The sequence below is a fragment of the Aeromonas mytilicola subsp. aquatica genome (assembly GCF_044336385.1).
Classification (GTDB): domain Bacteria; phylum Pseudomonadota; class Gammaproteobacteria; order Enterobacterales; family Aeromonadaceae; genus Aeromonas; species Aeromonas rivipollensis.
In genome coordinates, this window is sequence record NZ_CP172298.1 from 80,001 (window position 1) to 106,236 (window position 26,236).

The 26,236-nt window shown below is 60.7% G+C and carries 24 protein-coding genes, 1 tRNA gene, 2 rRNA genes and 1 pseudogene (1 of these 28 running past the window's edge); 16 read left to right on the plus strand and 12 right to left on the minus strand.

Annotation, left to right across the window (positions count from 1 at the left end):
• The 4 genes from ACFWHB_RS00355 to tcdA form a co-directional block, all read left to right on the plus strand.
• Positions 1–748 (plus strand): 23S ribosomal RNA (locus ACFWHB_RS00355); it begins 2,142 nt to the left of the window's first position.
• Positions 749–870: 122 nt separating this feature from the next.
• A 5S ribosomal RNA gene (gene rrf / locus ACFWHB_RS00360) occupies positions 871–985 on the plus strand.
• Positions 986–1,082: 97 nt separating this feature from the next.
• A tRNA-Asp gene (locus tag ACFWHB_RS00365) sits at positions 1,083–1,159 on the plus strand.
• 331 nt (positions 1,160–1,490) lie between these two features.
• Positions 1,491–2,354, plus strand: coding sequence for a tRNA cyclic N6-threonylcarbamoyladenosine(37) synthase TcdA (gene tcdA, locus ACFWHB_RS00370; RefSeq protein ID WP_368169763.1), 864 nt, complete (start codon positions 1,491–1,493; stop codon positions 2,352–2,354).
• Here tcdA and ACFWHB_RS00375 read toward each other — a convergent pair.
• Positions 2,339–2,776 carry a SufE family protein gene (locus ACFWHB_RS00375; RefSeq protein WP_395949248.1) on the minus strand — a complete coding sequence of 146 codons (438 nt, stop codon included), beginning with the start codon at positions 2,774–2,776 and terminating at the stop codon, positions 2,339–2,341. The genes tcdA and ACFWHB_RS00375 overlap by 16 nt on opposite strands.
• 13 nt (positions 2,777–2,789) lie before the next feature.
• A complete protein-coding gene (locus ACFWHB_RS00380; protein WP_395949250.1) occupies positions 2,790–4,010 on the minus strand; it encodes a cysteine desulfurase in 1,221 nt (406 codons plus the stop codon).
• 152 nt (positions 4,011–4,162) lie between these two features.
• Between ACFWHB_RS00380 and rep the strand changes: the two genes are divergently transcribed.
• Entirely contained in the window at positions 4,163–6,175 is a 2,013-nt protein-coding gene (gene rep, locus ACFWHB_RS00385) for a DNA helicase Rep (RefSeq protein WP_163150223.1), read from the plus strand.
• On the opposite strand, the gene ACFWHB_RS00390 is transcribed toward rep, so the two are convergent.
• The 5 genes from ACFWHB_RS00390 to ACFWHB_RS00410 form a co-directional block, all read right to left on the minus strand.
• On the minus strand, positions 6,162–8,462 hold the full coding sequence (locus ACFWHB_RS00390) for a putative bifunctional diguanylate cyclase/phosphodiesterase (RefSeq protein ID WP_395949251.1): 2,301 nt from the start codon (positions 8,460–8,462) through the stop codon (positions 6,162–6,164). The two genes, rep and ACFWHB_RS00390, sit on opposite strands and share 14 nt — an antisense overlap.
• A gap of 84 nt (positions 8,463–8,546) precedes the next feature.
• Positions 8,547–8,999: a c-type cytochrome gene (locus ACFWHB_RS00395; RefSeq protein ID WP_005327368.1), complete on the minus strand. Its 453-nt coding sequence runs from the start codon at positions 8,997–8,999 to the stop codon at positions 8,547–8,549.
• A 261-nt stretch (positions 9,000–9,260) separates the two neighbouring features.
• Positions 9,261–10,286 (minus strand): L-threonine 3-dehydrogenase, encoded by a 1,026-nt coding sequence (gene tdh, locus ACFWHB_RS00400; RefSeq protein WP_395949252.1) that lies wholly within the window; start codon positions 10,284–10,286, stop codon positions 9,261–9,263.
• Positions 10,287–10,375: 89 nt separating this feature from the next.
• On the minus strand, positions 10,376–11,566 hold the full coding sequence (locus tag ACFWHB_RS00405) for a glycine C-acetyltransferase (protein WP_163150214.1): 1,191 nt from the start codon (positions 11,564–11,566) through the stop codon (positions 10,376–10,378).
• Positions 11,567–11,750: 184 nt separating this feature from the next.
• Positions 11,751–12,395 (minus strand): TetR/AcrR family transcriptional regulator, encoded by a 645-nt coding sequence (locus tag ACFWHB_RS00410; RefSeq protein WP_025325250.1) that lies wholly within the window; start codon positions 12,393–12,395, stop codon positions 11,751–11,753.
• A gap of 146 nt (positions 12,396–12,541) precedes the next feature.
• On the opposite strand from ACFWHB_RS00410, the gene rfaD reads away from it, so the two are divergent.
• The 5 genes from rfaD to ACFWHB_RS00435 are packed head-to-tail and all read left to right on the plus strand — an operon-like array spanning position 12,542 to position 18,064.
• Positions 12,542–13,501, plus strand: coding sequence for an ADP-glyceromanno-heptose 6-epimerase (gene rfaD / locus ACFWHB_RS00415; RefSeq protein ID WP_025325251.1), 960 nt, complete (start codon positions 12,542–12,544; stop codon positions 13,499–13,501).
• 49 nt (positions 13,502–13,550) lie between these two features.
• Positions 13,551–15,314 carry a polysaccharide deacetylase family protein gene (locus tag ACFWHB_RS00420; RefSeq protein WP_395949253.1) on the plus strand — a complete coding sequence of 588 codons (1,764 nt, stop codon included), beginning with the start codon at positions 13,551–13,553 and terminating at the stop codon, positions 15,312–15,314.
• A complete protein-coding gene (locus ACFWHB_RS00425) occupies positions 15,314–16,660 on the plus strand; it encodes an O-antigen ligase family protein (protein WP_395949254.1) in 1,347 nt (448 codons plus the stop codon). Before ACFWHB_RS00420 ends, ACFWHB_RS00425 begins: the two co-directional genes overlap by 1 nt.
• Entirely contained in the window at positions 16,641–17,372 is a 732-nt protein-coding gene (locus ACFWHB_RS00430; RefSeq protein ID WP_395949255.1) for a glycosyltransferase family 25 protein, read from the plus strand. The genes ACFWHB_RS00425 and ACFWHB_RS00430 overlap by 20 nt, the downstream gene beginning before the upstream one ends.
• On the plus strand, positions 17,369–18,064 hold the full coding sequence (locus ACFWHB_RS00435) for a glycosyltransferase family 32 protein (protein WP_163138122.1): 696 nt from the start codon (positions 17,369–17,371) through the stop codon (positions 18,062–18,064). The genes ACFWHB_RS00430 and ACFWHB_RS00435 overlap by 4 nt, the downstream gene beginning before the upstream one ends.
• A 17-nt stretch (positions 18,065–18,081) precedes the next feature.
• Here the strand turns inward: ACFWHB_RS00435 and ACFWHB_RS00440 are convergent, their stop codons facing one another.
• Together ACFWHB_RS00440 and ACFWHB_RS00445 are read right to left on the minus strand one after the other, a co-directional pair.
• Positions 18,082–19,131, minus strand: coding sequence for a glycosyltransferase family 9 protein (locus tag ACFWHB_RS00440; protein ID WP_326490108.1), 1,050 nt, complete (start codon positions 19,129–19,131; stop codon positions 18,082–18,084).
• A 204-nt stretch (positions 19,132–19,335) separates the two neighbouring features.
• A pseudogene (locus ACFWHB_RS00445) lies at positions 19,336–19,467 on the minus strand (PTS ascorbate transporter subunit IIC); the annotation flags it as partial.
• A gap of 21 nt (positions 19,468–19,488) precedes the next feature.
• Between ACFWHB_RS00445 and ACFWHB_RS00450 the strand changes: the two are divergent.
• The 4 genes from ACFWHB_RS00450 to ACFWHB_RS00465 all read left to right on the plus strand — a co-directional run bounded on the left by ACFWHB_RS00450 (position 19,489) and on the right by ACFWHB_RS00465 (position 21,377).
• Positions 19,489–19,704 (plus strand): substrate-binding domain-containing protein, encoded by a 216-nt coding sequence (locus tag ACFWHB_RS00450; protein ID WP_395950159.1) that lies wholly within the window; start codon positions 19,489–19,491, stop codon positions 19,702–19,704.
• Positions 19,679–20,659, plus strand: coding sequence for an acrylyl-CoA reductase (NADPH) (locus ACFWHB_RS00455; RefSeq protein WP_395949256.1), 981 nt, complete (start codon positions 19,679–19,681; stop codon positions 20,657–20,659). The genes ACFWHB_RS00450 and ACFWHB_RS00455 overlap by 26 nt, the downstream gene beginning before the upstream one ends.
• 72 nt (positions 20,660–20,731) lie before the next feature.
• Positions 20,732–20,854 carry a hypothetical protein gene (locus ACFWHB_RS00460; protein ID WP_080675028.1) on the plus strand — a complete coding sequence of 41 codons (123 nt, stop codon included), beginning with the start codon at positions 20,732–20,734 and terminating at the stop codon, positions 20,852–20,854.
• Positions 20,855–21,032: 178 nt separating this feature from the next.
• Positions 21,033–21,377: a DUF2799 domain-containing protein gene (locus ACFWHB_RS00465; RefSeq protein ID WP_111913519.1), complete on the plus strand. Its 345-nt coding sequence runs from the start codon at positions 21,033–21,035 to the stop codon at positions 21,375–21,377.
• A gap of 48 nt (positions 21,378–21,425) precedes the next feature.
• Here ACFWHB_RS00465 and ACFWHB_RS00470 read toward each other — a convergent pair whose 3' ends face one another.
• Both ACFWHB_RS00470 and ACFWHB_RS00475 read right to left on the minus strand, forming a co-directional pair.
• A complete protein-coding gene (locus tag ACFWHB_RS00470; protein ID WP_005331100.1) occupies positions 21,426–21,596 on the minus strand; it encodes a hypothetical protein in 171 nt (56 codons plus the stop codon).
• Between the two features lie 75 nt (positions 21,597–21,671).
• On the minus strand, positions 21,672–22,106 hold the full coding sequence (locus ACFWHB_RS00475) for a flagellar basal body-associated protein FliL (RefSeq protein WP_139745890.1): 435 nt from the start codon (positions 22,104–22,106) through the stop codon (positions 21,672–21,674).
• Between the two features lie 145 nt (positions 22,107–22,251).
• Between ACFWHB_RS00475 and ACFWHB_RS00480 the strand changes: the two genes are divergently transcribed.
• On the plus strand, positions 22,252–22,803 hold the full coding sequence (locus ACFWHB_RS00480; protein ID WP_395949257.1) for a chorismate--pyruvate lyase family protein: 552 nt from the start codon (positions 22,252–22,254) through the stop codon (positions 22,801–22,803).
• Entirely contained in the window at positions 22,800–23,663 is an 864-nt protein-coding gene (gene ubiA / locus ACFWHB_RS00485; protein WP_111913513.1) for a 4-hydroxybenzoate octaprenyltransferase, read from the plus strand. The genes ACFWHB_RS00480 and ubiA overlap by 4 nt, the downstream gene beginning before the upstream one ends.
• Before the next feature lie 62 nt (positions 23,664–23,725).
• On the opposite strand, the gene plsB is transcribed toward ubiA, so the two are convergent.
• Entirely contained in the window at positions 23,726–26,149 is a 2,424-nt protein-coding gene (gene plsB / locus ACFWHB_RS00490; RefSeq protein WP_395949258.1) for a glycerol-3-phosphate 1-O-acyltransferase PlsB, read from the minus strand.
• Positions 26,150–26,236 lie beyond the last annotated feature (87 nt).

Consider the following 26,236-nt stretch of genomic DNA (forward strand, 5'->3'; position numbering starts at 1 on the left):
AGCCGTCCTTGAAATACCACCCTTGTATGTTTGATGTTCTAACGCAGGGCCCTGAATCGGGCTCGCGGACAGTGCCTGGTGGGTAGTTTGACTGGGGCGGTCTCCTCCCAAAGAGTAACGGAGGAGCACGAAGGTTGGCTAATCCTGGTCGGACATCAGGAGGTTAGTGCAATGGCATAAGCCAGCTTAACTGCGAGACGGACAGGTCGAGCAGGTACGAAAGTAGGTCATAGTGATCCGGTGGTTCTGAATGGAAGGGCCATCGCTCAACGGATAAAAGGTACTCCGGGGATAACAGGCTGATACCGCCCAAGAGTTCATATCGACGGCGGTGTTTGGCACCTCGATGTCGGCTCATCACATCCTGGGGCTGAAGTCGGTCCCAAGGGTATGGCTGTTCGCCATTTAAAGTGGTACGCGAGCTGGGTTCAGAACGTCGTGAGACAGTTCGGTCCCTATCTGCCGTGGGCGTTGGATGATTGAAGGGAGTTGCTCCTAGTACGAGAGGACCGGAGTGAACGAACCTCTGGTGTTCGGGTTGTCACGCCAGTGGCACTGCCCGGTAGCTAAGTTCGGAATCGATAACCGCTGAAAGCATCTAAGCGGGAAGCGAGCCCTGAGATGAGTCATCCCTGACCCCTTGAGGGTCCTAAAGGGCCGTTGGAGACCACAACGTTGATAGGTGGGGTGTGTAAGCGCGGCGACGTGTTGAGCTAACCCATACTAATTACCCGTGAGGCTTAACCATACAACACCCAAGAAGTGTTCTGGGCCTTGTAGCAAGTGTATGAACTACTAACTAATTCAGTGATAGTGATGAAGCCACGAGCGACATCATTACTCACGTCAGCTTTCTAGATTAAGAATTTGCCTGGCGGCCATAGCGCCGTGGAACCACCTGATCCCATGCCGAACTCAGAAGTGAAACGCGGTAGCGCCGATGGTAGTGTGGCATTCGCCATGCGAGAGTAGGACACTGCCAGGCACCCAATTAAACAGTTGTGCACACATTGCATGATTGGCCGAGAGGATGACACCTCGTTGAAACGGCAGACAATTTAGCAAAATGCTAACCAGACAGCGGAGCGGTAGTTCAGTCGGTTAGAATACCGGCCTGTCACGCCGGGGGTCGCGGGTTCGAGTCCCGTCCGCTCCGCCACTAATTTGAAAGGCCTTCCCTCACGGGAAGGCCTTTTTGCTTTTGGATATTCGCGAACGGGATTAAGGAAACAAGGGACCACAGACAGGGCTGCGACTTGCCACTGGCAACTCGGTCCCTACCTGTGGCACCTTGTGCTTGAGCCGGACCGTGTCCGCCTCCCCGTCCGCTCCGCCACTATTTAGAAAGCCCAGTCGAAAGACTGGGCTTTTTTTCGTTTCAAGAATCCAGACACTACTCATTTCCCCCTCGGATCAACACCATTATCACCCGATCATCGCCGCTGACCGTGGTTGCCGCTATAATGGCCGCCCTCAAGCAAGGTGGTGGTATGAAAGCAGAATATCTACAGCGATTCGGGGGCATTGCCCGTCTTTATGGTCAGAGCGCTCTTGGTTCCTTCAGCCAGGCCAGGGTCTGCGTGGTGGGGATAGGCGGGGTCGGCTCCTGGGCAGCCGAGGCGCTGGCCCGTGCCGGCATCAATCAGATCACCCTGATCGACATGGATGACATCTGCATCACCAACACCAATCGTCAGATCCACGCCATGCAGGGCACGGTCGGCCGCCTCAAGACAGAAGTCATGGCCGAGCGCATTCGTACCATCAATCCGGATTGCGAGGTGATCGAGGTGGACGATTTCGTCACCGCCGATAACCTGGCCGAGCATATCAAGCGGGAGTTTGACTATGTGGTGGATGCCATCGATTCGGTCAAGGCCAAGGTGGCGCTGATTGCCTTCTGCAAGCGCAACAAGATCCCGGTGATAGTAGCGGGCGGTGCTGGCGGGCAGATGGATCCGACCCAAATCACAGTGGCGGATCTGGCCAAGACCATTCAGGATCCGCTGGCCGCCAAGGTGCGCTCCGACTTGCGCCGGCTGCACAACTTCAGCAAGAATCCGGCGCGCAAATTCGGGGTGGAGTGTGTCTTCTCAACCGAGCAGCTGAGTTACCCGGATGGCCAGGGCGGCACCTGTCAGGCCAAGGCGGCCAGCGACGGCAACATGAAGATGGATTGCGCCTCCGGCTTTGGCGCCGTGACGCCGGTGACGGCGACCTTCGGTCTGGTGGCCGCCTCCCGGGTATTGAAGAAGATTGCCGAGCGGGGCGCGAGGGTGGAGCGTGCCGCCCTCATGGACAGTCGCGAGGATATATCGCAGCCGCCGGTGGCCGGGGATCAGGCGGAGGCCTGAGCCCGAATCGCCAGCACGATCGCCCTGAGCCCGTTACCTCGTGACGGGCTCAGGTGTTTCTCGAGCCCCAGTTCGCTGAAATAGCCATCCACGTCAAATGTCTGGATAGTGTCGGCGGTCTGATGATTGAGCGCCGCCAGTACGATGACGATGAGGCCGCGCACTATGCGGGCATCGGAATCACAGGCAAAGTGCCAGCAGCCATCCTCCCCCTTTTCGCTCTTTAGCCAGGCCTGGCTCTCACACCCTTTTAGACGGTTATCTTCGGTCTGCCACTCGGAAGGCAGGGCGGGCAGCTGTTTGCCGAGCTGGATGATGAGTCGGTACTGGTTCTCCCAGCCGTGGGTGGCAGCAAACTGCTGGCGGATGGTGTCGGCGTTGGGCTCAAGGCCGATCTGGGTATAGCTTGCTAGGCTGCTCATGGGTTTGTCTGCCTTAGAAGAAGTCACTTAGTTTGTGCAGGGCTGCCAGCAGGGCATCCACATCATCCCGATCGTTGTAGCAGGCCAGCGAGGCCCTCATGGTGCCGCCGATCCCTAAGCTCTCCATCAACGGCATGGCGCAGTGATGGCCGACCCGCAGTGCTATCCCCTGCATGTCGAGCAGGGTGGCGGCATCCTGGGGGTGGATGTCGTCCAGCAGGAAGGAGACAGCCCCTGCCCGTTGTGCCGGTTCACCGATGATGCGCAGGCCCGGCACCTGGCGCAAGCCTGTCACCAGATAGTCGGTGAGTGCCTGCTCATGGCGCACCAGAGCAGCTCTGTCTTGCGCCCTGACGAAGTCGATGGCGGCGGCGAGCCCTATGGCCCCGGCAATATGGGGAGTGCCCGCCTCGAACTTGAAGGGCAGGGTATTGAAGGTGGTGCCGCTGAAACTGACTCTGTCGATCATCTCGCCTCCCGCCTGCCAAGGCGGCATGCGCTCCAGTAATTCGGTTCTGCCCCAGAGCACGCCTATGCCGGTCGGGCCATAGAGCTTGTGACCGGAGAAGGCATAGAAGTCGCAGGCAATGGCCTGCACATCCACCTCGAGGTGGGCCACCGCCTGGGCGCCGTCGATCAGGGTCAGGGCACCAACCACCTTGGCGGCCGCCACTATCTGCTCCACCGGATTGACGGTACCGAGGGCATTGGAAACGTGGGCCACGCTCACCAGTCGGGTGCGCGGCCCCAGCATGGTCAGGTAAGCCTCCATATCCAGATCCCCGCGCTTATCCAGCGGAATGACCCGAATAAGGGCGCCGGTGCGTTCGGCAATCAGCTGCCAGGGGACTATATTGGCATGGTGCTCCAGGGTGCTGAGGACGATTTCGTCCCCCGCCTTGAGCTCGCTCATCCCCCAGCTCTGGGCCACCAGATTGATCGCCTCGGTGGTGCCGCGGGTCCAGATCACCTCATGGCTGCGGGGCGCATTGATAAAGCGGGCGACCGTCTCGCGGGCTGCCTCGAAGGCGCGGGTGGCACGGCCGCTCAGGGCATGGGCGGCGCGGTGCACATTGGCGTTGTCGGCACTGTAGTAGTGATTGATCGCATCCAGCACCGCCTGCGGCTTCTGAGTGGTTGCGGCGTTGTCCAGATAGATCAGAGGGTGACCGTTCACCTCCTGAGCCAGGGCCGGAAACTGGCTACGCAATCGGGCGTGCTCTTGCTGATTCATGCTCCCCTCATCTCCTCTGGAAAAGTCGGTCATGATCCGGAAAATGACGGGCAAACACAAGGCGAAGTGGCGGGATCCTGTGTCCGGTTTCGGCTGCCCGCGGGATCTCTGTTACAATGCCGCCCCTCATCATAAGCCAAGAGATCCGGCCCATGAAGCTCAACCCCAATCAGAACGAAGCGGTCAAGTTTGTCTCCGGCCCTTGCCTGGTGCTGGCGGGTGCCGGATCGGGCAAGACCCGCGTCATCACCAACAAGATCGCCTACCTGGTGCAGCAGTGCGGCTATAACGCCCGCAACATAGCGGCCGTCACCTTCACCAACAAGGCGGCGCGGGAGATGAAGGAGCGGGTCGGCCAGACCCTGGGTCGCAAGGAGGCGCGGGGGCTCATGGTCTCCACCTTCCATACTCTGGGTCTCGACATCATACGTCGCGAGCACAAGAGTCTGAATCTCAAGGCAAACTTCTCCCTGTTCGACGACACCGATCAGCTGGCGCTGCTGAAAGAATTGACCGAGGCGGAGCTGGACAACGACAAAGACAAGCTCTCGGCCCTCATCACCCAGATCTCCAACTGGAAGAACGACCTCATACTGCCGGCGCGCGCCATGCGCATCGCCCGGGGGCCGGAAGAGGTGCTGATGGCCCAGCTCTACGAGCGCTATCACCGCCAGATGGTGGCCTACAACGCGCTGGATTTCGATGACCTCATCGTGATGCCGACCCTGCTGCTGAAGAACAACGAGGAGGTGCGTACCCGCTGGCAGAACAAGATCCGCTACCTGCTGGTCGACGAGTATCAGGACACCAACACCAGCCAATACGAGCTGGTGAAGCAGATCGTCGGCGAGCGGGCCCGCTTCACAGTGGTAGGGGATGACGATCAGTCCATCTACTCCTGGCGCGGTGCCAAGCCGCAGAACCTGGTGCTGCTGAACGAGGATTTCCCCAGCCTCAAGCTCATCAAGCTGGAGCAGAACTATCGCTCCAAGGGGCGTATTCTGAAATGCGCCAACATACTGATCGCCAACAACCCCCATGTGTTCGACAAGGCGCTCTTCTCCGAGCTCGACTACGGGGTGCCGGTCAAGGTGCTGTTCGCCAAGAACGAGGAGCACGAGGCGGAGCGGATCGCCGCTGAGATGATGGGCCACAAGTTCATGAATCGCACCCGGTTCAAGGATTACGCCATCCTCTATCGGGGCAACCATCAGTCGCGCATCTTCGAGAAGGCGCTGATGACCAACCGGATTCCTTACCGTATCTCCGGCGGCACCTCGTTTTTCTCCCGCACCGAGATCAAGGACATCATGGCCTATCTAAAGCTGCTGGTGAATCCGGACGAGGACACCGCCTTCCTGCGGGTGGTCAACCTGCCGCGCCGGGAAATCGGCCCCACCACGCTTGAGAAGCTGGGGCAGTACGCCAACCAGCGCGGCAAGAGTTTGTTTGCCGCCAGCTTCGAGCTGGGGCTGGAGCAGCACCTCTCCGGCCGTGGTCTGGTGGCTTTGCAGGCCTTTACCAACTGGCTGGTTCGGCTCGGCGATCAGGCGCAGCGGGGCAACCCGGTGGAGGCGGTGCGGGACATGATCAAGGAGATCCACTACGAGGAGTGGCTCTATGAGACTTCCCCCAGCCCGAAGGCGGCCGAGATGCGGATGCAGAACGTCTCCACCCTCTATCGCTGGATCACCGAGATGCTGGAGGGGGACGAGCTGGAAGAGGCCATGACGCTCGCCCAGGTGGTCACTCGCCTCACCCTGCGGGACATGATGGAGCGCAACGAAGGGGAAGACGATGCGGATCAGGTGCAGCTGATGACACTGCACGCCTCCAAGGGGCTGGAGTTTCCCTATGTCTACATGGTGGGCATGGAGGAGGGCTTGCTGCCCCACCAGACCAGCATCGACGAGGACAACGTGGAGGAGGAGCGTCGTCTCGCCTACGTGGGTATCACCCGGGCCCAGACCGAACTGACCTTCACCCTCTGCAAGGAGCGGCGTCAGTATGGCGAGTCGGTGCGTCCCGAGCCGAGCCGCTTCCTGCTGGAGCTGCCCCAGGACGATCTGGAGTGGGAAAACCAGAAGAAGGTGACGGCCGAGGAGCGCCAGCAGAAGGGGCAGGTCGGAGTCGCCAACCTGAGGGCCCTGTTCAAGAAGGATTGAGTGAAGGTTCGGCCGGGGGCTCTGCCTGGGTGAGCAGCGGTATGATGTCGGATCCTGGCAGAGGCGGGGATATGTGGCGCCCCTGTCCCAGGGCGCAGCCCAGCTCGATCAGCTTCTGCAACTGCTGCTGGTTCTCTATGCCCTCGACCACCAGGGTGAAGTCGAGATCCTGACAGATGTCCCGCATGGCACGGATCAGCGCCAGGTCCTTGGGGGAGTTCAGCATGCGATGGGTGAAGCTGTCATCCACCTTGATGTAGTCCACCGGGAAGTGGAACAGGGCATTGAGGGAGGAGAAGCCGGTCCCGAAGTCGTCCAGGCTGATCTGAATCCCCTTGGCCCTGAGCTCATGGAGCGAGGTGAGTGAGTCGGCACTCTGCCTGGAGAGCTCCCGCTCGTTGAATTCGAAGATGAAGTAGCCGGGCATCACCCCCTCCTCCTCCATGATGTGGACCAGCGCCATGATCTGCTCGCGGCTGGCCAGGTGCTTGCCGGACAGGTTGAGCGATATCTTGAAGCGACCGCCGTCCGAAATCTGCAGCCAGCCCTTCAGCTGCTGGCAGGTGCGCCTGAGGATCTGGCGATCCAGATCCTGAATGAGGCCGCACTGCTCGGCCAGTGGAATGAAGTCGAAGGCATCCTTCAGTTCTCCCTCCTCGGTGATCCAGCGCGCCATCACCTCCAGCCCCACCAGACGACTCTCTTTCAGTCTGATCACCGGCTGGAAGTAGGGCACTATCCTGCCTTCCCGCAAGGCCCTGAACAGCCGCTCTTCCGGCGAGCCTGAGTGTTCCATGCAGGCGTCTGAGTACATGACGATGCGACTGCGGCCATTGCGCTTGGCCTGGTACATGGCGAGATCGGCCTGGTGCAGCAGCTCGCTGATGTCCGTGGTCTGCTCCGACACGCTGGCCACCCCCAGGCTGACGGTGACGGTCAGCTCATTGCCCTGAAGCCGGAACGGGTGGGCAATGCGGCCTAGAATGCGGTTGAGTACGGGGCTGACGTCCTCCTCCTGCTGGCTGTTGTCCAGGTAGATGACGAACTCGTCGCCTCCCAGCCTGGCCACCATGTCATTTTGCCGGATGCAGCTCTGCAGACGCTTGGCCAGCTCCTGCAGCAGCTGGTCGCCGGCACTGTGGCCCAGGGCGTCATTGACCTGCTTGAAATGATCCACGTCGGCGAAGATCAGGGTGAAGCCGGCCGTCTGGTAACGGCGGTAACGGGTCATGGCATGGTGGAGGTGGTTCATCAGCAGGGCCCGGTTCGGCAGCTGGGTAAGCGGGTCATGCAGCGCATTGAACTGGAGTCGCCGCTCCAGCTCCTGATGATGTCTGAGCCGTTTCTGCAACCGCAGGTTGGTCTGGCGCAGCTGCTGGAGCCGCTGGTTGATGGACTCTTCCGAGTTGAGTTCATCCAGCTGCTGCCTGACTCTCTTGAGCTCAAGCAGCAGGGTCAACTGGTGGCGCAGAAAGTCGAGGAACAGCCTGTCATCGGCTTCCAGCGGCTGGGCCGTATTGATGATGAGGTGGGCGAAATACTGTTGCTGCTGTCGCAGGGGCAGGCTGTGCCAGAACAACCCGGCCTCGCTGCGCTCTATGCTGTTGGTGCTGTGGCACAGGGCCCTGATGACGTCGTCATCGTAGGCGAGCCGCGTCGGATAGAGTTTCTCCAGCCGCTGGTTGTCGAGGCGGACCAGCAGCATGTCATTGACGGCCAGCATCTGGCGCAGCACGGCCTCCAGCTGGGAAAACAGGGCATGCTGCGGCAGATTGTGGGCCAACCGCATGATACGGCTGATTTTTTCAATCTTCTGCTGCCATTGGGGATCCCGCTGCATCAGGGGGGAGGCTTGCCCCGCCAGCTGGGTGCCGGTCTGGGTTTCGTGCAGGCGCTTGGCCAGACACTCCAGCAGCAATCTCAGGGTCGGGGTCTGTTCGGGGGCGCCGCGGGCCAGCAGCCATTGCACCTCATAGTGCTCCACCGCCTGCACGCACCATCCCTGATGTTCATCGAGTCGGGTGAGCTGTTCGGTGAGACGGGGCTCTTCACGCCCCAGCTGTTGCTTGAACGCCTCGGGCAGCTGATGTGCATACAGCCAGTGCAGGCCTCCATCGGCCAGCCCCAGCATGGCAAAGTGCTGCAGGGGGCAGAGTCTGCCCAGCTGCTCTACCAGTCTGGCGTAATCCTCAGGGGAGGCGATGCCGGGCGCGGGAAAATCCATGATGGAAGAAACGACCGCCAGCAAGGGGGGGGGATCTGGCGGTGTGAGGGGCTGGACTGACATGCAATACTCCCGAATAAACTCACCTACAAGCGTAGTCGGAAGTGATTGGATTGAAAGGGCTGCAATAGGAGCCCTTTCAACCACTTAGAGCTTGTCGATCATGTAGTGAATGGCGTTTTCGATCTCTTCGTCACTACAGGCCGCGCAAGTGCCCCGTGCCGGCATCATGCCGGCCTTGCCGGTGAAGCCTTCGATGGCATGCTTGCGCAGGGTGTCGAACCCCTGGGCGATGCGTGGTTCCCAGGCAGCCTTGTCCCCGCGCTTGGGCGCGCCGGCCGCGCCGGTATCGTGGCAGGCAAAGCAGGCGCCCTTGAACACTGTCTCGCCATCACGGGGACCGGAGGAGGCGGCGGCAGGGGCGGCCGCGGCCGTCGCAATGCCTTCCAGATCCTTGGCGGTGTAGACCTGGCCGACCGGGGCTATGCGCTCGGCAATGGCTTCCGTCGACATCTCATCGGCGGCAAAGACGGCGCCGGACAGGGTGGCGGCCGCCATCCCGGCAGCCAGCAAATAGCTCAGTTTTTTCAACACGCTCATGTACTCCCAGCAGGCTCTTATTATCCCTAGAAAACGACGGGATTATAACCGAATAGTTACAGGCATTTAAACGCTTGTGTGTGAAGTGTTAAGCAATCTGCAAACAAAGTTTCTGCGGCAGCAGGGGCAGCAGGCAAGGCAAGAGCAAAAAGAAACCCGGCTTTCGCCGGGTTTTTGCAATCAGCCGTGAAAAAGGCTGACTTGTCTCCACTCAGGATCCCGGTGCCGGACCGGGCCTTTGCACATGACATCCACGGCTCATCAATCCCAGTTCAGGATCACCTTGCCGGACTTGCCTGACCCCATGGCTTCGAAGCCTTGCTGGAAGTCATCGATGTGGAAGTGATGGGTGATGATGGGGCTGAGATCCAGGCCTGACTGGATGAGGCTGGCCATCTTGTACCAGGTCTCGAACATCTCGCGACCATAAATCCCTTTGATAAACAGTCCCTTGAAGATCACCTTGTTCCAGTCGATGGCCATGGTGGAGGGGGGAATGCCGAGCATGGCAATCTTGCCGCCGTGGTTCATCTTGTCGATCATGTCCTGGAAGGCGCTGGGCACGCCTGACATCTCCAGCCCCACATCGAAGCCTTCGGTCATGCCGAGTTCGTCCATCACGTCGGAGAGCTTCTCCTTGGCCACGTTGACGGCACGGGTGGCGCCCATCTTGCGGGCCAATTCGAGGCGGTATTCGTTGACGTCGGTGATCACCACGTGACGGGCACCCACATGGCGGCAGACGGCGGCAGCCATGATGCCGATGGGGCCGGCGCCGGTGATGAGCACGTCTTCACCCACCAGATCGAAGGAGAGGGCTGTGTGCACGGCGTTGCCGAACGGGTCGAAGATGGCGGCCAGCTCATCGGGGATGTTGTCCGGCAGCTTGAAGGCGTTGAAGGCCGGGATCACCAGGTATTCGGCGAAGGAGCCCGGGCGGTTGACGCCGACCCCTATGGTGTTGCGGCACAGGTGGGTGCGACCGGCGCGGCAGTTGCGGCAGTGGCCGCAGGTGATGTGGCCCTCGCCTGAGACGCGATCCCCCACGGCGAAGCCGCGCACTTCTTGACCGACTGCCACCACCTCGCCCACGTATTCATGACCGACCACCATGGGCACGGGTATGGTCTTCTGGGCCCATTCGTCCCAGTTGTAGATGTGCATGTCGGTGCCACAGATGGCGGTCTTGCGGATCTTGATCAGCAGATCGTTGTGGCCGAGCTCGGGAGCCGGGACGTCCGTCATCCAGATGCCGACTTCGGATTTGAGTTTGGAGAGTGCTTTCATGACAGATTCCTCACGGCGCTGCGCCGGGTACAGAGGGTAATAAAATGGGGCCCAACCTTGGCCCCCGTTTTAATCAGCTAGCCATGTGATCAAATCACACCGAGCTCGCGGCCGATGCGGATGAAGGCATCGATCGCCTTGTCCAGCTGCTCGCGGGTATGGGCGGCGGACATCTGGGTGCGAATGCGGGCCTGGCCCTTGGGCACCACGGGGAAGGAGAAGCCCACCACGTAGATGCCGGCCGCCAGCATCCGGCTCGCCATCTCGGCGGCCAGCTTGGCATCCCCCAGCATGACCGGAATGATGGCGTGATCGGCACCGGCCAGGGTGAAGCCGGCGGCGCTCATCCGGGTGCGGAAATACTCGCTGTTCGCTTTCAGGCTGGCCCGCAGCGCGTGACCCTCGGCCAGCATGTCGATCACCTTGATGGTGGCCGAGACGATGGAGGGAGCCAGGGAGTTGGAGAAGAGGTAGGGACGGGAGCGCTGACGCAGCCAGTCGATCACCTCTTTCTTGCCGGAGGTGTAGCCGCCGGAGGCGCCGCCGAGCGCCTTGCCCAGGGTGCCTGTGATGATGTCGACCCTGTCCAGCACACCGCAGTATTCGTGGGTGCCGCGGCCGTTCTCGCCGATGAAGCCCACCGCGTGGGAGTCATCCACCATCACCAGGGCGTCGTATTTGTCCGCCAGATCGCAGATGGATTTGAGGTCGGCGATGACACCGTCCATGGAGAAGACGCCATCGGTGGCGATCAGCTTGAAGCGGGCGCCATCGGCGTTGGCCTGCTTGAGTTGGGCTTCCAGCTCGGCCATGTCGTTGTTGGCGTAACGATAGCGCCTGGCCTTGCACAGCCGCACGCCGTCGATGATGGAGGCGTGGTTGAGTGCATCTGAGATGATGGCGTCTTCAGCGCCGAACAGGGTCTCGAACAGACCGCCGTTGGCATCGAAGCAGGAGGAGTAGAGAATGCTGTCCTCGGTGCCGAGGAAGGCGGACAGTTTCTGCTCCAGCGCCTTGTGCTGGTCCTGGGTACCGCAGATGAAGCGTACCGAGGCCATGCCGAAGCCGTGGCTGTCGAGTCCCTGATGGGCGGCGGCGATAAGATCCGGGTGGTTGGCCAGCCCCAGGTAGTTGTTGGCACAGAAGTTCAGAACCTGCTCGCCGCCCACCGCAATCTGGGCCTGCTGAGCCGAGGTGATGATGCGTTCCTGCTTGTATAGCCCTTCCGCCTTGACCTGTTCGAGCTGTTCGGCCAGGTGACGATAGAATCCGTTAGACATCCTCGGTCCTCATTGACTGTGTCGACTGTGTTATCAGGATCTTGGGCCGTGCGAGGTGCACGGACTGACGTCGTCGCGGTCGTGACGAAACGTCGACAGACCCTGGAATGGGCAACATTTTACTGCAATCGTTGCGCACCAATTCAAATTATTATGCTGATATTCAACAATTGTGAAACAGATCTCACCCGGCTGGTTGGGCCAGTTGGTGGTAGTGCTGCTCCAGTTGGCGGATCTGGGCGATCACCTGGGGCTGCACATAGGGGCGTAGCAGGAAGAGCACCCGCAAGACCCCCTGATAAAGCAAGGGCTTGGTGATGCGGGTATGGGGCGCCTGGGCAATCTGGAAGGGGATCCAGCAGGTGACCACCATCTTGATGGTCTGGCCCAGATCCGGCAGGTCTTCGTCGCTGACGTCTATGATGCCCCCCTCGCGCAGGCTTCTCAGCAGCGCTTCCACGGCGGCGCGCAGCTGCTCCTGGGCCTTGAGGTACTTGTGCTGCAAGGGTTCGTCGCGACTGAGGATGTCCGGCAGGTTGGCGTAGAAGAAGCGGAACTGCCACATCAGATAGAAGATGGCATCCAGATAACCCATCAGATCTTCCAGCTTGATCTCGTGGCTGCGGGCCGGCGTGAAGCTCTCGCTCAGGTGGCGGGCGTATTGATCGAAGATGGAGTGGATGATGTCTTCTTTATTGCGGAAGTGGTAATAGAGGTTGCCCGGGCTGATGCCGAGATGGGCGGCAATGTGGTTGGTGGTGATGTTGCGTTCACCCTGATCGTTGAACAGCTCGGTGGCGCTGTGGATGATCCTGTCTCTGGTCTTCATCACTGATCCCTCTGCCGGGCCCTGTGCGCCGAGGTCGAATCCCCTGGCGGCCCGTGATAAACTTTTCGGCAATTTCAAATTGGCCCACTATACACAGCTTTAACAGGCAGTCACACGGGGCCATCAACGTACGCGAGGCAAACTCCATGATCGTAGTAACTGGCGGTGCTGGCTTTATCGGCAGCAATCTGGTCAAGCAGCTGAACGCTCAAGGACGGACCGATATCGTGGTCATCGACGACCTGACCGACGGCACCAAGTTCGTCAACCTGGTCGATCTCACCATCGCCGATTACATGGACAAGGACGAGTTCCAGGCGCGGATCGTCTCCGGTGACGAGTTTGAAGAGTGGGATGGCGGCATCGAGGTGATCTTCCACGAAGGTGCCTGCTCCGCGACTACCGAGTGGAACGGCAAGTTCATCATGGAGGTCAACTACGAGTACTCCAAGGATCTGTTCCACTACTGCATCGAGCGGGAAATTCCCTTCATCTATGCCTCCTCCGCCGCGACCTATGGCGGCCGCAACGACAACTTCATCGAAGATCCCAAGTTCGAGCAGCCCCTCAACGTCTATGGCTACTCCAAGCAGCTGTTCGATCAATACGTGCGCCGCTGGCTGCCGGAGATCGACTCCCAGGTCGTGGGCCTGAAATACTTCAACGTCTACGGCCCGCGCGAGCAGCACAAGGGCTCCATGGCCTCCGTCGCCTTCCACCTCAACAACCAGGTGAAGCAGGGGGACAATCCCAAGCTGTTCGAGGGTTGTGACGGCTTCCCGGACGGTGGCCAGATGCGCGACTTCATCTATGTGGACGACGTCTGCAAGGTGAACCTCTGGTTCTGGCAGAACCCGCAGCACTCCGGCATCTTCAACTGCGGTACCGGCCGTGCCGAGCCGTTCCAGAACGTGGCCGAGGCCGTGATCAAGCATCATCAGCAAGGCGCCATCGAGTACATCCCCTTCCCGGATCACCTCAAGGGTCGCTATCAGAGCTTCACCCAGGCCGATCTGACCCGCTTGCGTGGCGTCGGTTATGACGGCGAGTTCAAGACTGTCGCCGAAGGCGTGGCCGATTACATGGCCTGGTTGAACCGGGCTTGATCCCCCTCTGACGGGCGGCCCTGGCCGCCCGTCGATCGGATGCGCTTGCATGAACATATTGATGGCACTCTCCCAGCTCGAAGTCACGGGAGCTGAGGTCTATGCCACCACGGTCGGCAACGAGCTGACCCGGCGTGGTCACAACGTCTTTTACGTGTCAGATACCCTGACCAAGCCCACGCAAGGGCCCGTATTCAAGCTGAGGTTCAACAAGCGCAACATACTGCGCCGCTTCTGGCATGTGTTTTACCTCATCTATCTCATCAGGAAGCACCACATCCAGCTGGTTCATGCCCACTCCCGCGCCTCCGGCTGGAGCAGTTATGTGGCCTGCAAGCTGACCGGCACCCCCATGATCACCACAGTTCATGGCCGTCAGCCTGTGCATGCCTCCCGCAAGGCCTTCCACGCCCTCGGCTATCGGGCCGTGGCGGTGTGCGAGGATATTGCCCGCCAGATCATCGACAACCTAGGGGTGGATCCCGCCATGGTGCAGGTGCTGCGCAACGGCATAGAGACTGACAGATTCCAGCCTGTGCCGGCACCGGACAACGCCAGGCCGGTGATCGCCATCATAGGTCGACTGAGCGGCCCCAAGGGGGAGCTCTGCTATCGCCTGCTGGACGAGGTACTGGATCTGGACGCCTGCCAGGTCCGTGTCGTCAGCGGTACCAAGGTGCCGGAGCGCTTTGCCCGCTTCCAGGACAAGGTCGATTTCGTCGGCTATGTGGACGATGTGCCCGCCCTGCTGGTGCAGTGCGATCTGGTGATTGGAGCCGGCCGGGTGGCGATGGAGGCCCTGCTGTGCGGTCGTCCGGCGTTTGCCATCGGCGAGGCCAAGGCCATAGGGCTGGTGACCGAACAGAATCTGGACGAGGCGCTGGCCAGCAACTTCGGCGACATAGGGCCCCAGGATCTGGCGATCGATTTTGCCGCGCTGAAGGGACAGATAGCCCCGTCACTGGCCAGCAAGCAAGTGCCGGACAGCCTGCGCCAGCGCATCCGGCAGGAGTATGACTTGCAGCAGGTGGTGAGCGGACTCGAGTCCATCTATCAGGATGCCGTGGTCGAGACCCTGCGCCGGGAGATGCCGGTCATCATGTATCACCGCTTCATCGAGCATGAGAGCGAGAAGGGAGTGCACGGCACCTGGCTGCCCGTCGCCATGTTCGAGAAACACCTCAAGCTGATGAAGTGGCTCGGCTACGAGACGCTGACGTTCGCGGATCTGGTGGACAAGGGCTTCATCCATCGGCTGCAATACGGCAAGAAGTACCTGATGATCACCGTCGACGACGGTTATCGTGACAACCTCACCCGCATGCTGCCTCTGCTGGAAAAATATGGTTACAAGGCGGTGGTGTACATAGTGACAGGCGAGGATCACAATCGCTGGGACGTGGAGCACCCGACCCACCCCGATACGCCGGTGGCCCTGATGAATGGCGATGAGATAAGGGCGCTGGGGGCCTCTGGTCACGTGGAGATAGGGGGACATACCCTGACCCATCCGCGCCTCAGCACGCTGGCTCCCGAGCAGCAGGCGCGCGAGATCCGGGCCAACAAGGAGAGGCTGGAACGGCTGCTTGGCCATCCGCTCCTGTCGTTTGCCTACCCTTACGGGGATCTGAACGAGAGCGCGAAAGCCGAGGCCTGCGCCGCCGGCTACCGCTATGCTGTGGCCACCAACAGCGGCCCCAGAGCCATGCATCGGGATCCGCTCCAGATCCGCCGGATCGCCATCTTCCCCCGCACCGACATGTTCGGGTTGTGGCGCAAGATCCGTGGCAACTATGTCTTCAGAAAATCTTGATGGGAAAATACACATTGCTCGGGATGAAAGATCAGACCCTGTCGACGAATCACGATTTTCTCGGCTTTTTTCATGGCAAGGCGTTCGGCAACTTCATCTTCCTGAATATTCTGGGTTACACCCTGTTCAAGGATTCGATACAGCTGATCGCCGATGTCTGCCAGACCATCATCGTCTTCGCAACCCTGCTGGCATTCTATGTGGACAGGGCTTTCTTCATAAAAAACAGAGTCTTTCAACTGCTCTGTCTGGCCGTGGTGGTGCAGTGCCTGAGCTGGGTGTCATCGCAATATTATGTCCATGACTATGCCCTCAAGTACCCTTCGGTGAAGTCGATGGCCTACCTCTTCTTCTTCATCGGCCTCGCCTACTGGCTGAAAGGGGAGCCGCGGCGCATCGTCATCACACTGCTGACCTTCTGCGTCGGGGTGGTCTTCACCTTTGCCTACCACTCGGCCTTTTTCTCCATCTTCGAGACGGGGCTCGACGGTGCCAGGGTGGATTTCAATTACCGCAATGCCCAGCACGGCTCCCTGATCGCGGGCGCCTGCTTTCTGTTTTTCGTCCTGTTGCTGCTCACCTCAAGATTCAGAAAACTGTCGCTGGCCAATGGGGGCATACTGCTCGGCATAGTGTTGTTCGGCATTTTCTCCATCATTCTGCAATCCCGCCAGTCCTGGCTGGCCATCTCGGTCTCCCTCGCTATCCTTCCCTTGCTGGGGGATGGTGAGCATTGGCCAACACGCAAGGTGGTCATGACCTACGCCATCTTGCTGGCGACCATGCTGGCCCTCTATCAGGTCCCATTCATCAGGGAGAGGCTGCTGTCAGGCTTTGTGCATCAAGGGGATGTGCATGCCATCTTGACGGGCAACTGGGCCGAGGTACGGGATTTCAGCATAGGGGTGAGGCTGAAGACCTGGCTGGAGGCCATTCAGTGGTTCCTGGCACACCCGCTCTTCGGCACCGGCTATGGCAGTCAATCACTGGTCATTACCCTGTCCAAGACTCTGCCGGATTACATCACCCGGGAGTTCCGTCATCTGCACAACTCCAACATGGAGACTCTGGTGTGCTGGGGCCTTGCCGGATTCCTGGTGCTCTATGGCACGCTCTTCACCGTGGCTCGTCAGGTGTTGTCCTGTTCGCTCTCTTCACGTTTCATCAAGATGCTGACCATCTCTTTCATCATCTATTGGCTCATCATCAACAACTTTGAATCCTTTTTCTACATGCGCTCCGGGCAGTGGGTATTCAGCGTCTTCATGGGCGCCATCTACTCGGTTGCACTGCATGGAAAACTGAAGCAGTTTGCAAAGGAAGGTCATGAAAATTTACGTCATTAGTCTGGAGCGGGCCGTCGAGCGGCGCAGTCGCGTCGAGTCCGTCCTGGCGGCCAGAGGCATCGATTTCGAGTTTTTCAACGCGGTGAATGGTTTTGAAGGCCTCCCCGAGCGGTTGCAGGCCTTGCCGGATGACCAGCACAGGATCCGTTTCAGGAGCCGGCCGTTGACCCCGGGGGAGAAGGGCTGTTATGCCAGCCACTTCCTGTTGTGGGAAAAGTGCGTCGAACTCAATGAGCCCATCCTCATTCTGGAAGATGACTTCCTGCCTACCCAGTATTTTGAAGAAGTGCTGGGGACCCTGCCCAAGGTCCACGAGCAGTATGAGTATGTGAAGGTGGAACCCCAGGTCGGGTCGGCCAGCGCATTGACCACCATAAACAACATGCAGCTGATGTTCTGGCACAACAACTCCTGCTGGACCACGGGTTACAGCATCTCGCCCCAGGGGGCCCGCCGCCTGCTGGCGCACAGCAAGCGATGGCTCTGCTCGGTCGACAACTTCATCGGCGAGTCCTATCGTACCGGTCTCATCTGCACCGGCCTTATCCCCTATGCCATCTACAGCCCGCGGGACATGGGTAGCGACATCCAGAATCAGGTCGAGCTGAAGAAGGTACCGCTGGGGTTCAAATTGACCCGTGAGCTGTACCGCTGCTACCGGTTCATCAGAATGACGCTGTGGAACATGAAGCACTGCGGGGGCAAGTCATGAGCGCGACCAATAAAACCATTCACGCCATCTGGCTGGGCAACCGGCTGCCTCCCCTGGCCCATGTGTGCATCGACGACTGGCGAAAGCAGGGTTACGACTACAAGCTGTGGCTGGATACGGACCCACAGATAAAGCGCTGGATCCAGGAGTGCACCTTTGCCCGGGAGTGCTACCGACGGGGTTTGCTGGCCTTCGTGACCGATTACCTGCGCCTCAAGATCCTCACCCAGGAAGGGGGTCTCTATCTGGATACCGATGTCACCATCAACCAGGATCCCTTCCCGCTCTTCGAGTCAGTGGCGTTTGGCGCAGGCTACGAGTCCGATCGGCTGGTCGGCACCGCTGTCATCTACGCCCGGAAAGAGTCGGTGATGTTGTCCGAGCTGGTCCGCTTCTACGAAGAGGAGATCATGTCCTCTCCCATGTACATGGGGCCCGAGATCATGACCAGACTGGTGTCAGACAAGCTGGCTCAGTCCGGCGATGCTGCCCTGATCGCCCCCGTTCATTACTTCTACAACTATCAGGGGGAAGCCATTCATTTTGAGCCCGCCGCGGAGCGTTATATGACGCACTGGTTCCAGCACAGCTGGAAGCGCTCATCCGGCCTCGTATTCCTGCGGGCCAAGGCCAAGGGGTGGTCCGGATATCTCTATGAGTGGCAGAAAGAGTTCTTCCGTCTGAGGAAGTGACGATCTGACGCTGTCGGTTACCTGACTGGTATTGGGTCGGGGGTAGGCTCTTCCGGTTTGCCATGGGGTAGCGTCACTTGGTCCCAGAGCATGCTCAACTGGTGTTGAACGGCCAGGACTTCCTGCTCTGGGTGCTGGTGATTGGTATCGATGAATCGATAGCGAGGATGAGAGACGGGATTGGCAATGGCGGAGTGCCCCAGGGGAGAGACTATGGTCAGCAGCGGTATGTCCAGCGCCTGTGCCATATGCCGCGGGCCTGTGTCGTTGCCGACGAACAGCTGGCAATGGGCGAAGATGCCCGCGAGCTCCCGCACCGAGCGGGTCTGTATGTGGTCAAATACGCTGGCCTGCAGTGCGGCGGGCAGCAAGGGCTTCAGGCTGCGGTTGTACTCTTCCTCCCCCGGCCCGCAGTAGATCAGGATCTGGGCGTGGTGCTGCTCTATCAGCCAGCGTGCGACTTCGGCGAAACAGTCGATGGGCCAGCGCTTGTAGTGCCCAAGGGAATTGACCCCCATGGCGATCAGCGGCCTGCCCGGATCTATGCCGGCGGCCTGCAGTGTCTCCCGTCCCCGTTGCTTCTCTTCTTCACTCAGCCAGAGATAGTAGTTGCGATCCTCCCTGGCGAGCCCCAGAGGCTTTAGCAGCGAGAATCTGTCATCCACCAGGGTGCTGTTGCCCTGATGCTCGGTGTCATGGCGAAAGCGCACTATGCGGTTGTGGCCGAGTCGCCAGGGGAAGGAGTCGAAGCCGATCCGCAGTCTTGCCCCCGAGATGAGGCAGGTGAGCAGGCCTATCATCTGGCCCTGGCTGTTGATCACCACGTCGTAGCGCTCGCGGCGAATGCCCAGCAGCAACTCCTTCATGTAACGCCACTCGTTGCGGCGCGCCTTCTCGATGACGATCAAGCGATCTATGTTGGGGTTCCCCTCTGCCATCCCCGCGCAGTAATCCATGACCAGATAGTGAACCTCCCCGGCGGGGTCGTGCTGCTTGAGGTTGTTGCACAGTGCTGTGGAGATCAGCACGTCTCCTATCTGTTTGGTTTGTACTACCAGGTATTTCATGGAAGAGGCCTCGGGTGAGGTCGGGTGGAACGTCAGCGCATCAGCATATCGCACTACCCCGTCAGATGCTGCCGCTGTGGGTTGAAAATCCGATCCAACGCACTGTGTTTGCACATATTTTCGGCGTCGATGGGGTTGGGGCTGCCGCTAACAGCAGGCGCGGCCCATAGACAGCGCCTGCAGGCTGGCCTGGACGCAGTGGCATCAGCGCACTATCAGGCCCAGCAGTATGCCCACCACGCCGAAGTCGGCATCGCTGAAGGTGGTGTTGGCAAAGCCGAGATCCCCCAGCATCGGCAGCAGGAACACCGGCAGGAAGGTGATCAGCAGGCCATCGCCGGATTCGATGATTCGGATGTGGTACAGGCCTGTTATCCTGCCCTGACGTCGGTACAGATCCCCTATCGCAAGATGGGCGACATGGCCGCGGAGATGATCCTGCGTAAACTGGCTGGCGAGGTACCGCAGACGGTACCCAGACCATCGAATTTAAAATGCACAAGCGCCAGAGCACCTGATGCCGGCGCCCCAACCCCGAGAGGAAAGCATGTTCAAGGCTCTGTTACTGGATAACCAAGATGGCAAGACCAAGGCGACCCTGACCCAGCTGGCCGAGAGCCAGCTGCCGGCGGGGGAGGTGCGGGTGGCGGTGAGCCATAGCTCCCTCAACTACAAGGACGGGCTGGCCATCACCGGCAAGGGCAAGATAGTGCGTCAGTGGCCGCTGGTGCCTGGCATCGACTTCGTCGGCACAGTGCTGGAGTCTGCCGACAGTCGCTACCAGAGCGGTGACAAGGTGGTGCTGACCGGTTGGGGCGTGGGGGAAGGACACTGGGGCGGTATGGCCGAGCAGGCGCGGGTCAAGGCCGACTGGCTGGTGCCGCTGCCGGCCGGGCTGGATGAGCGGCAGGCCATGTGCATCGGCACCGCCGGCCTCACCGCCATGCTCTGCGTGCTGGCGCTGGAAGAGGCGGGCGTTACTCCTGCGAGCGGCGAGATCCTGGTGACGGGCGCCGCAGGCGGGGTGGGTTCCACCACCGTGGCCCTGCTGGCTGCGCTGGGTTATCAGGTCGCGGCCCTGACCGGCCGTTCCGAGGAGCAGGGTGCCATGCTGACCGCATTGGGTGCCAGCCGCATAGTGCCGCGCAGCGAACTGCTGGAACCGGCCAAGGCGCTGGAGAAGCAGCTGTGGGCCGGTGCCGTCGACACAGTTGGCAGTCAGGTGCTGGCCAAGCTGCTGGCCCAGATGAACTACGGCGGCGCCGTGGCGGCCTGCGGGCTGGCGGGCGGCTTCGATCTGCCCACCAGCGTCATGCCTTTCATACTGCGCAACGTGCGCTTGCAGGGGGTCGACTCTGTGATGTGCCCGCTGGCGCGTCGTCAACTGGCGTGGCAGCGACTGGCGCGGGATCTGCCCATCAGCTTCTTCGCCCAGGCGGTGACCGAGATCGGGTTGGAGCAGGTGGTGGAGGCCGCCGAGGCCATCACCCAGGGTCGGGTGGCGGGTCGCACCCTGATCAAGCTCTGACCGGGTCCACTGGCGAGCCCCATTTTTCTGGATAGACTTTGAAGGCCGGTGCACTATCCAAGGAGAATGAGCATGGGTACGCAGACGCCGGATTTCGAGCTCGACGATGAGTGGGAGCCGGAATCCTGGGAAGACGAGCTGGAGGAGCTGGACGACGAGGGCTGGCAGGACTATGACCCTCTCGACGATCAGTGATTCCCTGTAACGCATGCGGGCGGGCCTGGTGGCCCGCCCGATTTTTTGTGCGTTCGACAGCATGCCCCTTGGTGGCCGGGCGAGGCTCTGGTTAGAATGAACTGCTCAAATGGCGCTGTGGGAAGAAGGATGCCCGTCAGGCCAGAGACGCCATAAACCACTCAAACAACGCCCAAGGATGATTATGCGTTCACTCGTCATCATGCTCTGTGCCACCCTGCTCGGGGGCTGTGTCTCCAACTCGGACGATCCCTGCGAAAAGGTGTGGAGCGATGTGGGGGAAGGAGACGGCAAGCTGGGTTTCGCCGCCGATCGGGTGGAATTCCATCAGACCCAGTGCGGGACCAAGGTGGATGTCGCCATGTGGGAGCAGGGTCGCCAGAAGGGATTGGCCTGGTATTGCCGCCCGGAGCACCTCTATCTGGCCGGGCGATCGGGGGAGGAGTACCGTGGCGTCTGCCCCAATGACGTCCAGGCCCGCAAACTGTTTGCGCAAGGGCGCCAGGGCTGGACCGATCAATAGGGCACCCCCTTCTTCTTCAGACCCTTGAGCGACGAGCAGTGGGGGAACTCATTCCCCTTTCTCCTTTAGTCGCAGCGGCTGGCACAGGTACTCTTTGTCATTGGCGCTGCGGGCACACTTGCCGCACACGAACTTGGGTTTGCGCAATATCTTGCGCAGTGTCTTGAGATCGGCGGGGATCTCGTGACGGCGCCATTCACACAGCGTCTTGTGGCCCATGACGATGACTTCCTCGACAGTGAATGGGAGCGGTAGGGAGAGCGGGCCGCCGGTCGGCACCCTGCTCGCCGTTCATTACTGATAAAGATACTTGGTGAAGATGAGCTCGCGTACCGCCTTCTTGCCGGTTTCTTTGACCAGCAGTTCGTTGACCTTGGCCTCGCACTCCTTGCGCAGCTCTTCCCGACTTACCAGCGACTTGATCTGGGCGCCCGTCTTGCTGCCAATCAGGCGGATGATGGCGTCGCGGATCAGGGGGTCGTGCTGTTCCAGCAACTTGAGATCGGCGGCGTTTTCGGCCATCAGCTCCACCGTCACCCGCACATAGCCCAGGGTTTTGCCATCGCCGAGGTAGTTGGTGATGATGTCCGGATCCAGCGCATGATAGGCGAATCCCGGCTGGACGGCGGCGGAGGCCGGATCGGCGGCCGCTTCCTCGTTGGCGAAGGCGTGGGTATTCAACAGGGTACAACCCAGGGATAACACCAGCAGAATTCTGAAGATCTTCATCTAGATGGCTCGGCAGCGACGGATGCCCCATTTTTGATGCTGCCATCGGGGCCGTCAAGCACGGATGTTCTTACAATTCGCCATTGATTTACGGATAATAAACGGGATTTTAACCTGACAACGGAAATCTCCGGATGGTGAAGCTGTGAAGTCCGAGTTGACTGTTCCCCTCATCCAGCTCGTCCCCTGGCGAGCACCCGCAGAGTGTGAGCCCCCAGAGGCACTGCGCCCCTGGTTGCTGGAGGCTGACTCCATGACCCGGCGCTTGCGGCGCTACAATAGTCACCTCTCGGTGCAACTGCTCGGCAATCGCAGCGTGTCGCTGGGGGTGGACGAGCAGGCGCTGGTGGCCGTTGCGGATCCCGTGGGGATCTGCCGCGAGGTCATACTGCACGGTGACGCCGGGCCAGCCATTCTGGGCTGGACCCTGTTTGCCGAGGCGGCGCTGCAAGGGAGCGGTCTGCAGGATCTGGGGGAGCAACCACTGGGGGAGCGCATCTTCGGTGATGCACCGGCGCGGCGCGATCACCTGCAACTGGCCTGCTTCGAGATCGCGAGCAATCCCTGGTGCCAGGCGGCCACCGTCTGGGGGCGCCGCTCCCGTCTCTATCTGGGGCAGTGGCCCTTGCTGGTCCACGAACTCTTCCTGCCCTCGCTATCGTCTCATTCGCTGCCATCGCATAAGGAGCTGGAGTGAAGCTGTTAACCAAGGAGCGGGGACTGGCCTATGTGCAGTTGGCCCGCATCGACAAGCCCATCGGCACCCTCTTGCTGCTGTGGCCGACCCTGTGGGCGCTCTGTCTCGCGGCCGGTGGCCTGCCGGACCCCTGGATCCTGACCGTGTTCGTGGTGGGGGTCTTCCTGATGCGCTCGGCGGGCTGCGTCATCAATGACTATGCGGATCGCAACTTCGACGGCCACGTGAAACGTACCGCCGGGCGACCGCTGCCCATGGGCCGGGTCGACGCGCGGGAGGTGCTGATCCTGTTTGCCGTGCTGGCGCTCATCTCGTTCGCCCTGGTGCTGACCCTGAACCCGCTCACCATAGGCCTGTCGTTCGCCGGCCTGCTGCTGGCGGTCTGCTACCCCTTCATGAAGCGCTTCATTCCGATCCCGCAACTGGTGCTCGGGATGGCGTTCTCCTGGTCCATTCCCATGGCCTATGCGGCCCAGGCCAACGCCCTGCCGCCCGTCGCCTGGCTGCTGTTTCTCGCCAACCTGCTGTGGACCATCGCCTACGACACCCAGTACGCCATGGTGGACAGGGACGATGACCTCAAGCTCGGGCTCAAATCGAGCGCCATCCTGTTTGGCCGTCACGACAAGCGGATCATCGGCGTGTTGCAACTGGCGACCCTGCTCATCCTGTTGCTGGTGGGTCAGCTGATGGCGCTGGGATCCGGCTATTACTGGGGCCTGCTGGGGGCGGCGGCCCTGTTCGTCTATCAGCAGCGGCTGATCCGGGAGCGCCAGCGGGAGGCCTGCTTCCAGGCCTTCCTCAACAACAACTATGTGGGAGCCCTGGTGCTGCTCGGGGTGATCGCTCACTACCTGTGAGAAACGTCTATCTATGAAAAAGGCCGCATGATGCGGCCTTTTTGTTGGCGGTAAGACGAGGATCAGAGCCGGTTGCCTGCCTGTATGGTGCGGCGGATCTTGTTGCTCAAGAGCGGCACTATGTTGTCGGCCAGGGCCTGGAAGCGGCCGAGATCCGGCTTGCAGCCCGGATCCAGATAGCCTTCGCTGCGCAGGGTGTGGATCAGGGTGCTGAACAGCTTGGGATCGAAGAACTCGGGGGCGTTGATGCCGTGCAGGGTGCCGAGGCGCTCCGCCATCATCAGGCCGTCCGCCTCCAGCTGCTCCGCCTCTATGTGGGGCTGGGCCAGCATGCGGGTCAGCACTATGGCGTAGCGTTGCAGTGTCTCCTGAATGCTCTCGGCCAGGAGCAGCAGGCGCATCTGGTTGCCCGGATTGACCCAGTAGCCGCCATCGCGCGCCTCTATCAGCTGCTGGCGTTGCAGCTCGGCCAGCAGGGCATCCACCAGCTCCGGCAGCTCCTCCTCTTCGTAGCGCAGGAACAGCTCTGTCTTGAGCAGCGGGTAGATGTCGACGCAGCGGGCGACTATCTCGCCGCGGGAGATCCCCTCGCAGCGCTCGATCAAGGCCGCCACCAGGGAGGGCAGGGCGAACAGGTGCAATATGTTGTTGCGGTAGTAGGTCAGCAGGATCGCCTGATAGCGGTCCAGGCTGACTATCTGACCGAGCTTGTCCTCGCTCACCTCGAATTTGTTGAGCTCCATGGCCTGATCCAGCAGTGTCTTGGCATCCTCGTCCGGGATTGTGCTCTGGGGGCTGTAGGGCACCTGCTTGAGCAGGTCCAGATAGGTATTGATCTGGGCCTGCAGTTCGTCCCGGGTCAGGGCATGGCGCTCGGCGGCCAGCAGTGCCAGGGCACTCAGGGTCAGGCCGTTGACGGCGGCGGCATCATTGATCCGGGTCATCAAGAGCTCGGCCAGCTGATTGACGGTGGAGGCCATCCACTCCGGGCGCTCCTCCTTGCCTATGCTCTCCTTCCAGTGCGGCACCTGCTCGCCGAGGTAGCTGTTGAGGGTCAGCGGCTCGCCGAAGTTGACGAAGCCACGGCCATAGTTGCGCAGCTTGCGCAGTATGCCGAGCACCTGCAGGAAGCTCTCTTTCTCCTTGCGGCTGCCCTTGAGCTCGTTGTGGTAGGTGTTGACCTCCATCACGTGCTCGTAGCCGAGATAGACGGGCACCAGGGTCACCGGCCTGTCCAGCCCGCGCATCATGGCCTGCAGCGTCATCGCCAGCATGCCGGTCTTGGGCGGCAGCAGGCGACCGGTGCGGGAACGGCCACCCTCGGTGAAGAACTCCACCGAGTAGCCCTTGGCGAACAGCAGGTTCAGGTATTCACGGAACACAGTGCTGTAGAGCGGGTTGCCCTTGAAGGTGCGGCGGATGAAGAAGGCACCGCCGTGGCGGAAGATGGGGCCCGCCGGCCAGAAGTTGAGGTTGATGCCGGCCGCTATGTGGGGCGGTACCATGCCCTGGTGATAGATGACGTAGGAGAGCAGCAGGTAGTCCATGTGGCTGCGATGGCAGGGGACGTAGACTATCTCGTGCCCTTCCTGGGCCAGCTGGCGCACCTGCTCGGCACCGTTGACCGAGAGGCCGCGGTAGAGCTTGTTCCAGAGCCAGCCGAGGAAAGTCTCCCCGAGGCGGATCAGCCGGAAGGAGAAGTTGGAGGCGATCTCGTCCATGTAGCCATGGGCGCGCTTCTGCGCCTTCTCCAGGCTGATGCCCTCGCGTCTGGCCTCTTCTTCGATGGCCTGCTGGATCACGCTGGAATCCAGCAACTGCTTGAACAGCAGGTTGCGGTTGGGCAGCTTGGGACCGGTGGCGGCCAACTGCTGGCGGCTGAAGTGGGTACGGGCCACCCGCGCCAGCTTGTGGGCTATGGCCTCGTCGGTACCGTGCTTGTCCGCCATGTAGCGCAATGAGAGCGGCGGGGAGAAGCGCACCAGGTTTTCGCGCCCTTTCAGGATCACGATCAGCGCCTTCTTGAGCCGGTTCGGGGCCAGGCTGCTGATGATGTTCCAGCCGGAGGCTTCCTCACCTTCCCTACCGGGGGCACGGCCCCAGAACAGGGTGACGGGCACCACCTGGATATCCAGCTCGGGATCCTGCTTGTGCAGATCCAGCAGCTGGTGGAACTCCTGCAGGAAGGGCAGCGGCTTGTTGCGCGTGCCAAACAGGGGAGGCGGACGATCCAGACAGACGTAGCGCGGCAGCAGCTGGCCACCCAGCTCCAGCGGCGTGAAGGGGCCGGGCAGGCCGAGATCCTCGCAGCACTGTTGCAGGGTCATCAGGTCGGTGATCGAACTGGTTTTCAGGGCATAGACTATGGGTCTTGCCGGATCCAGCTTGAGCTCCGTGATGGGATTTTCCGGCAGGCTCTTGTGATTGACCAAGCCACTGACCGGCCATTGCAGGATGGCTCTGGAAATGTTCTGTCCAAGGGACATGTGCGTCTGCTCTCCAAAAAAATGCGGCGTGAGCATAGCAAATCACCGACAGCTTGTCGCCGAGAGGTAGGATGAGTGCCTTTTCAG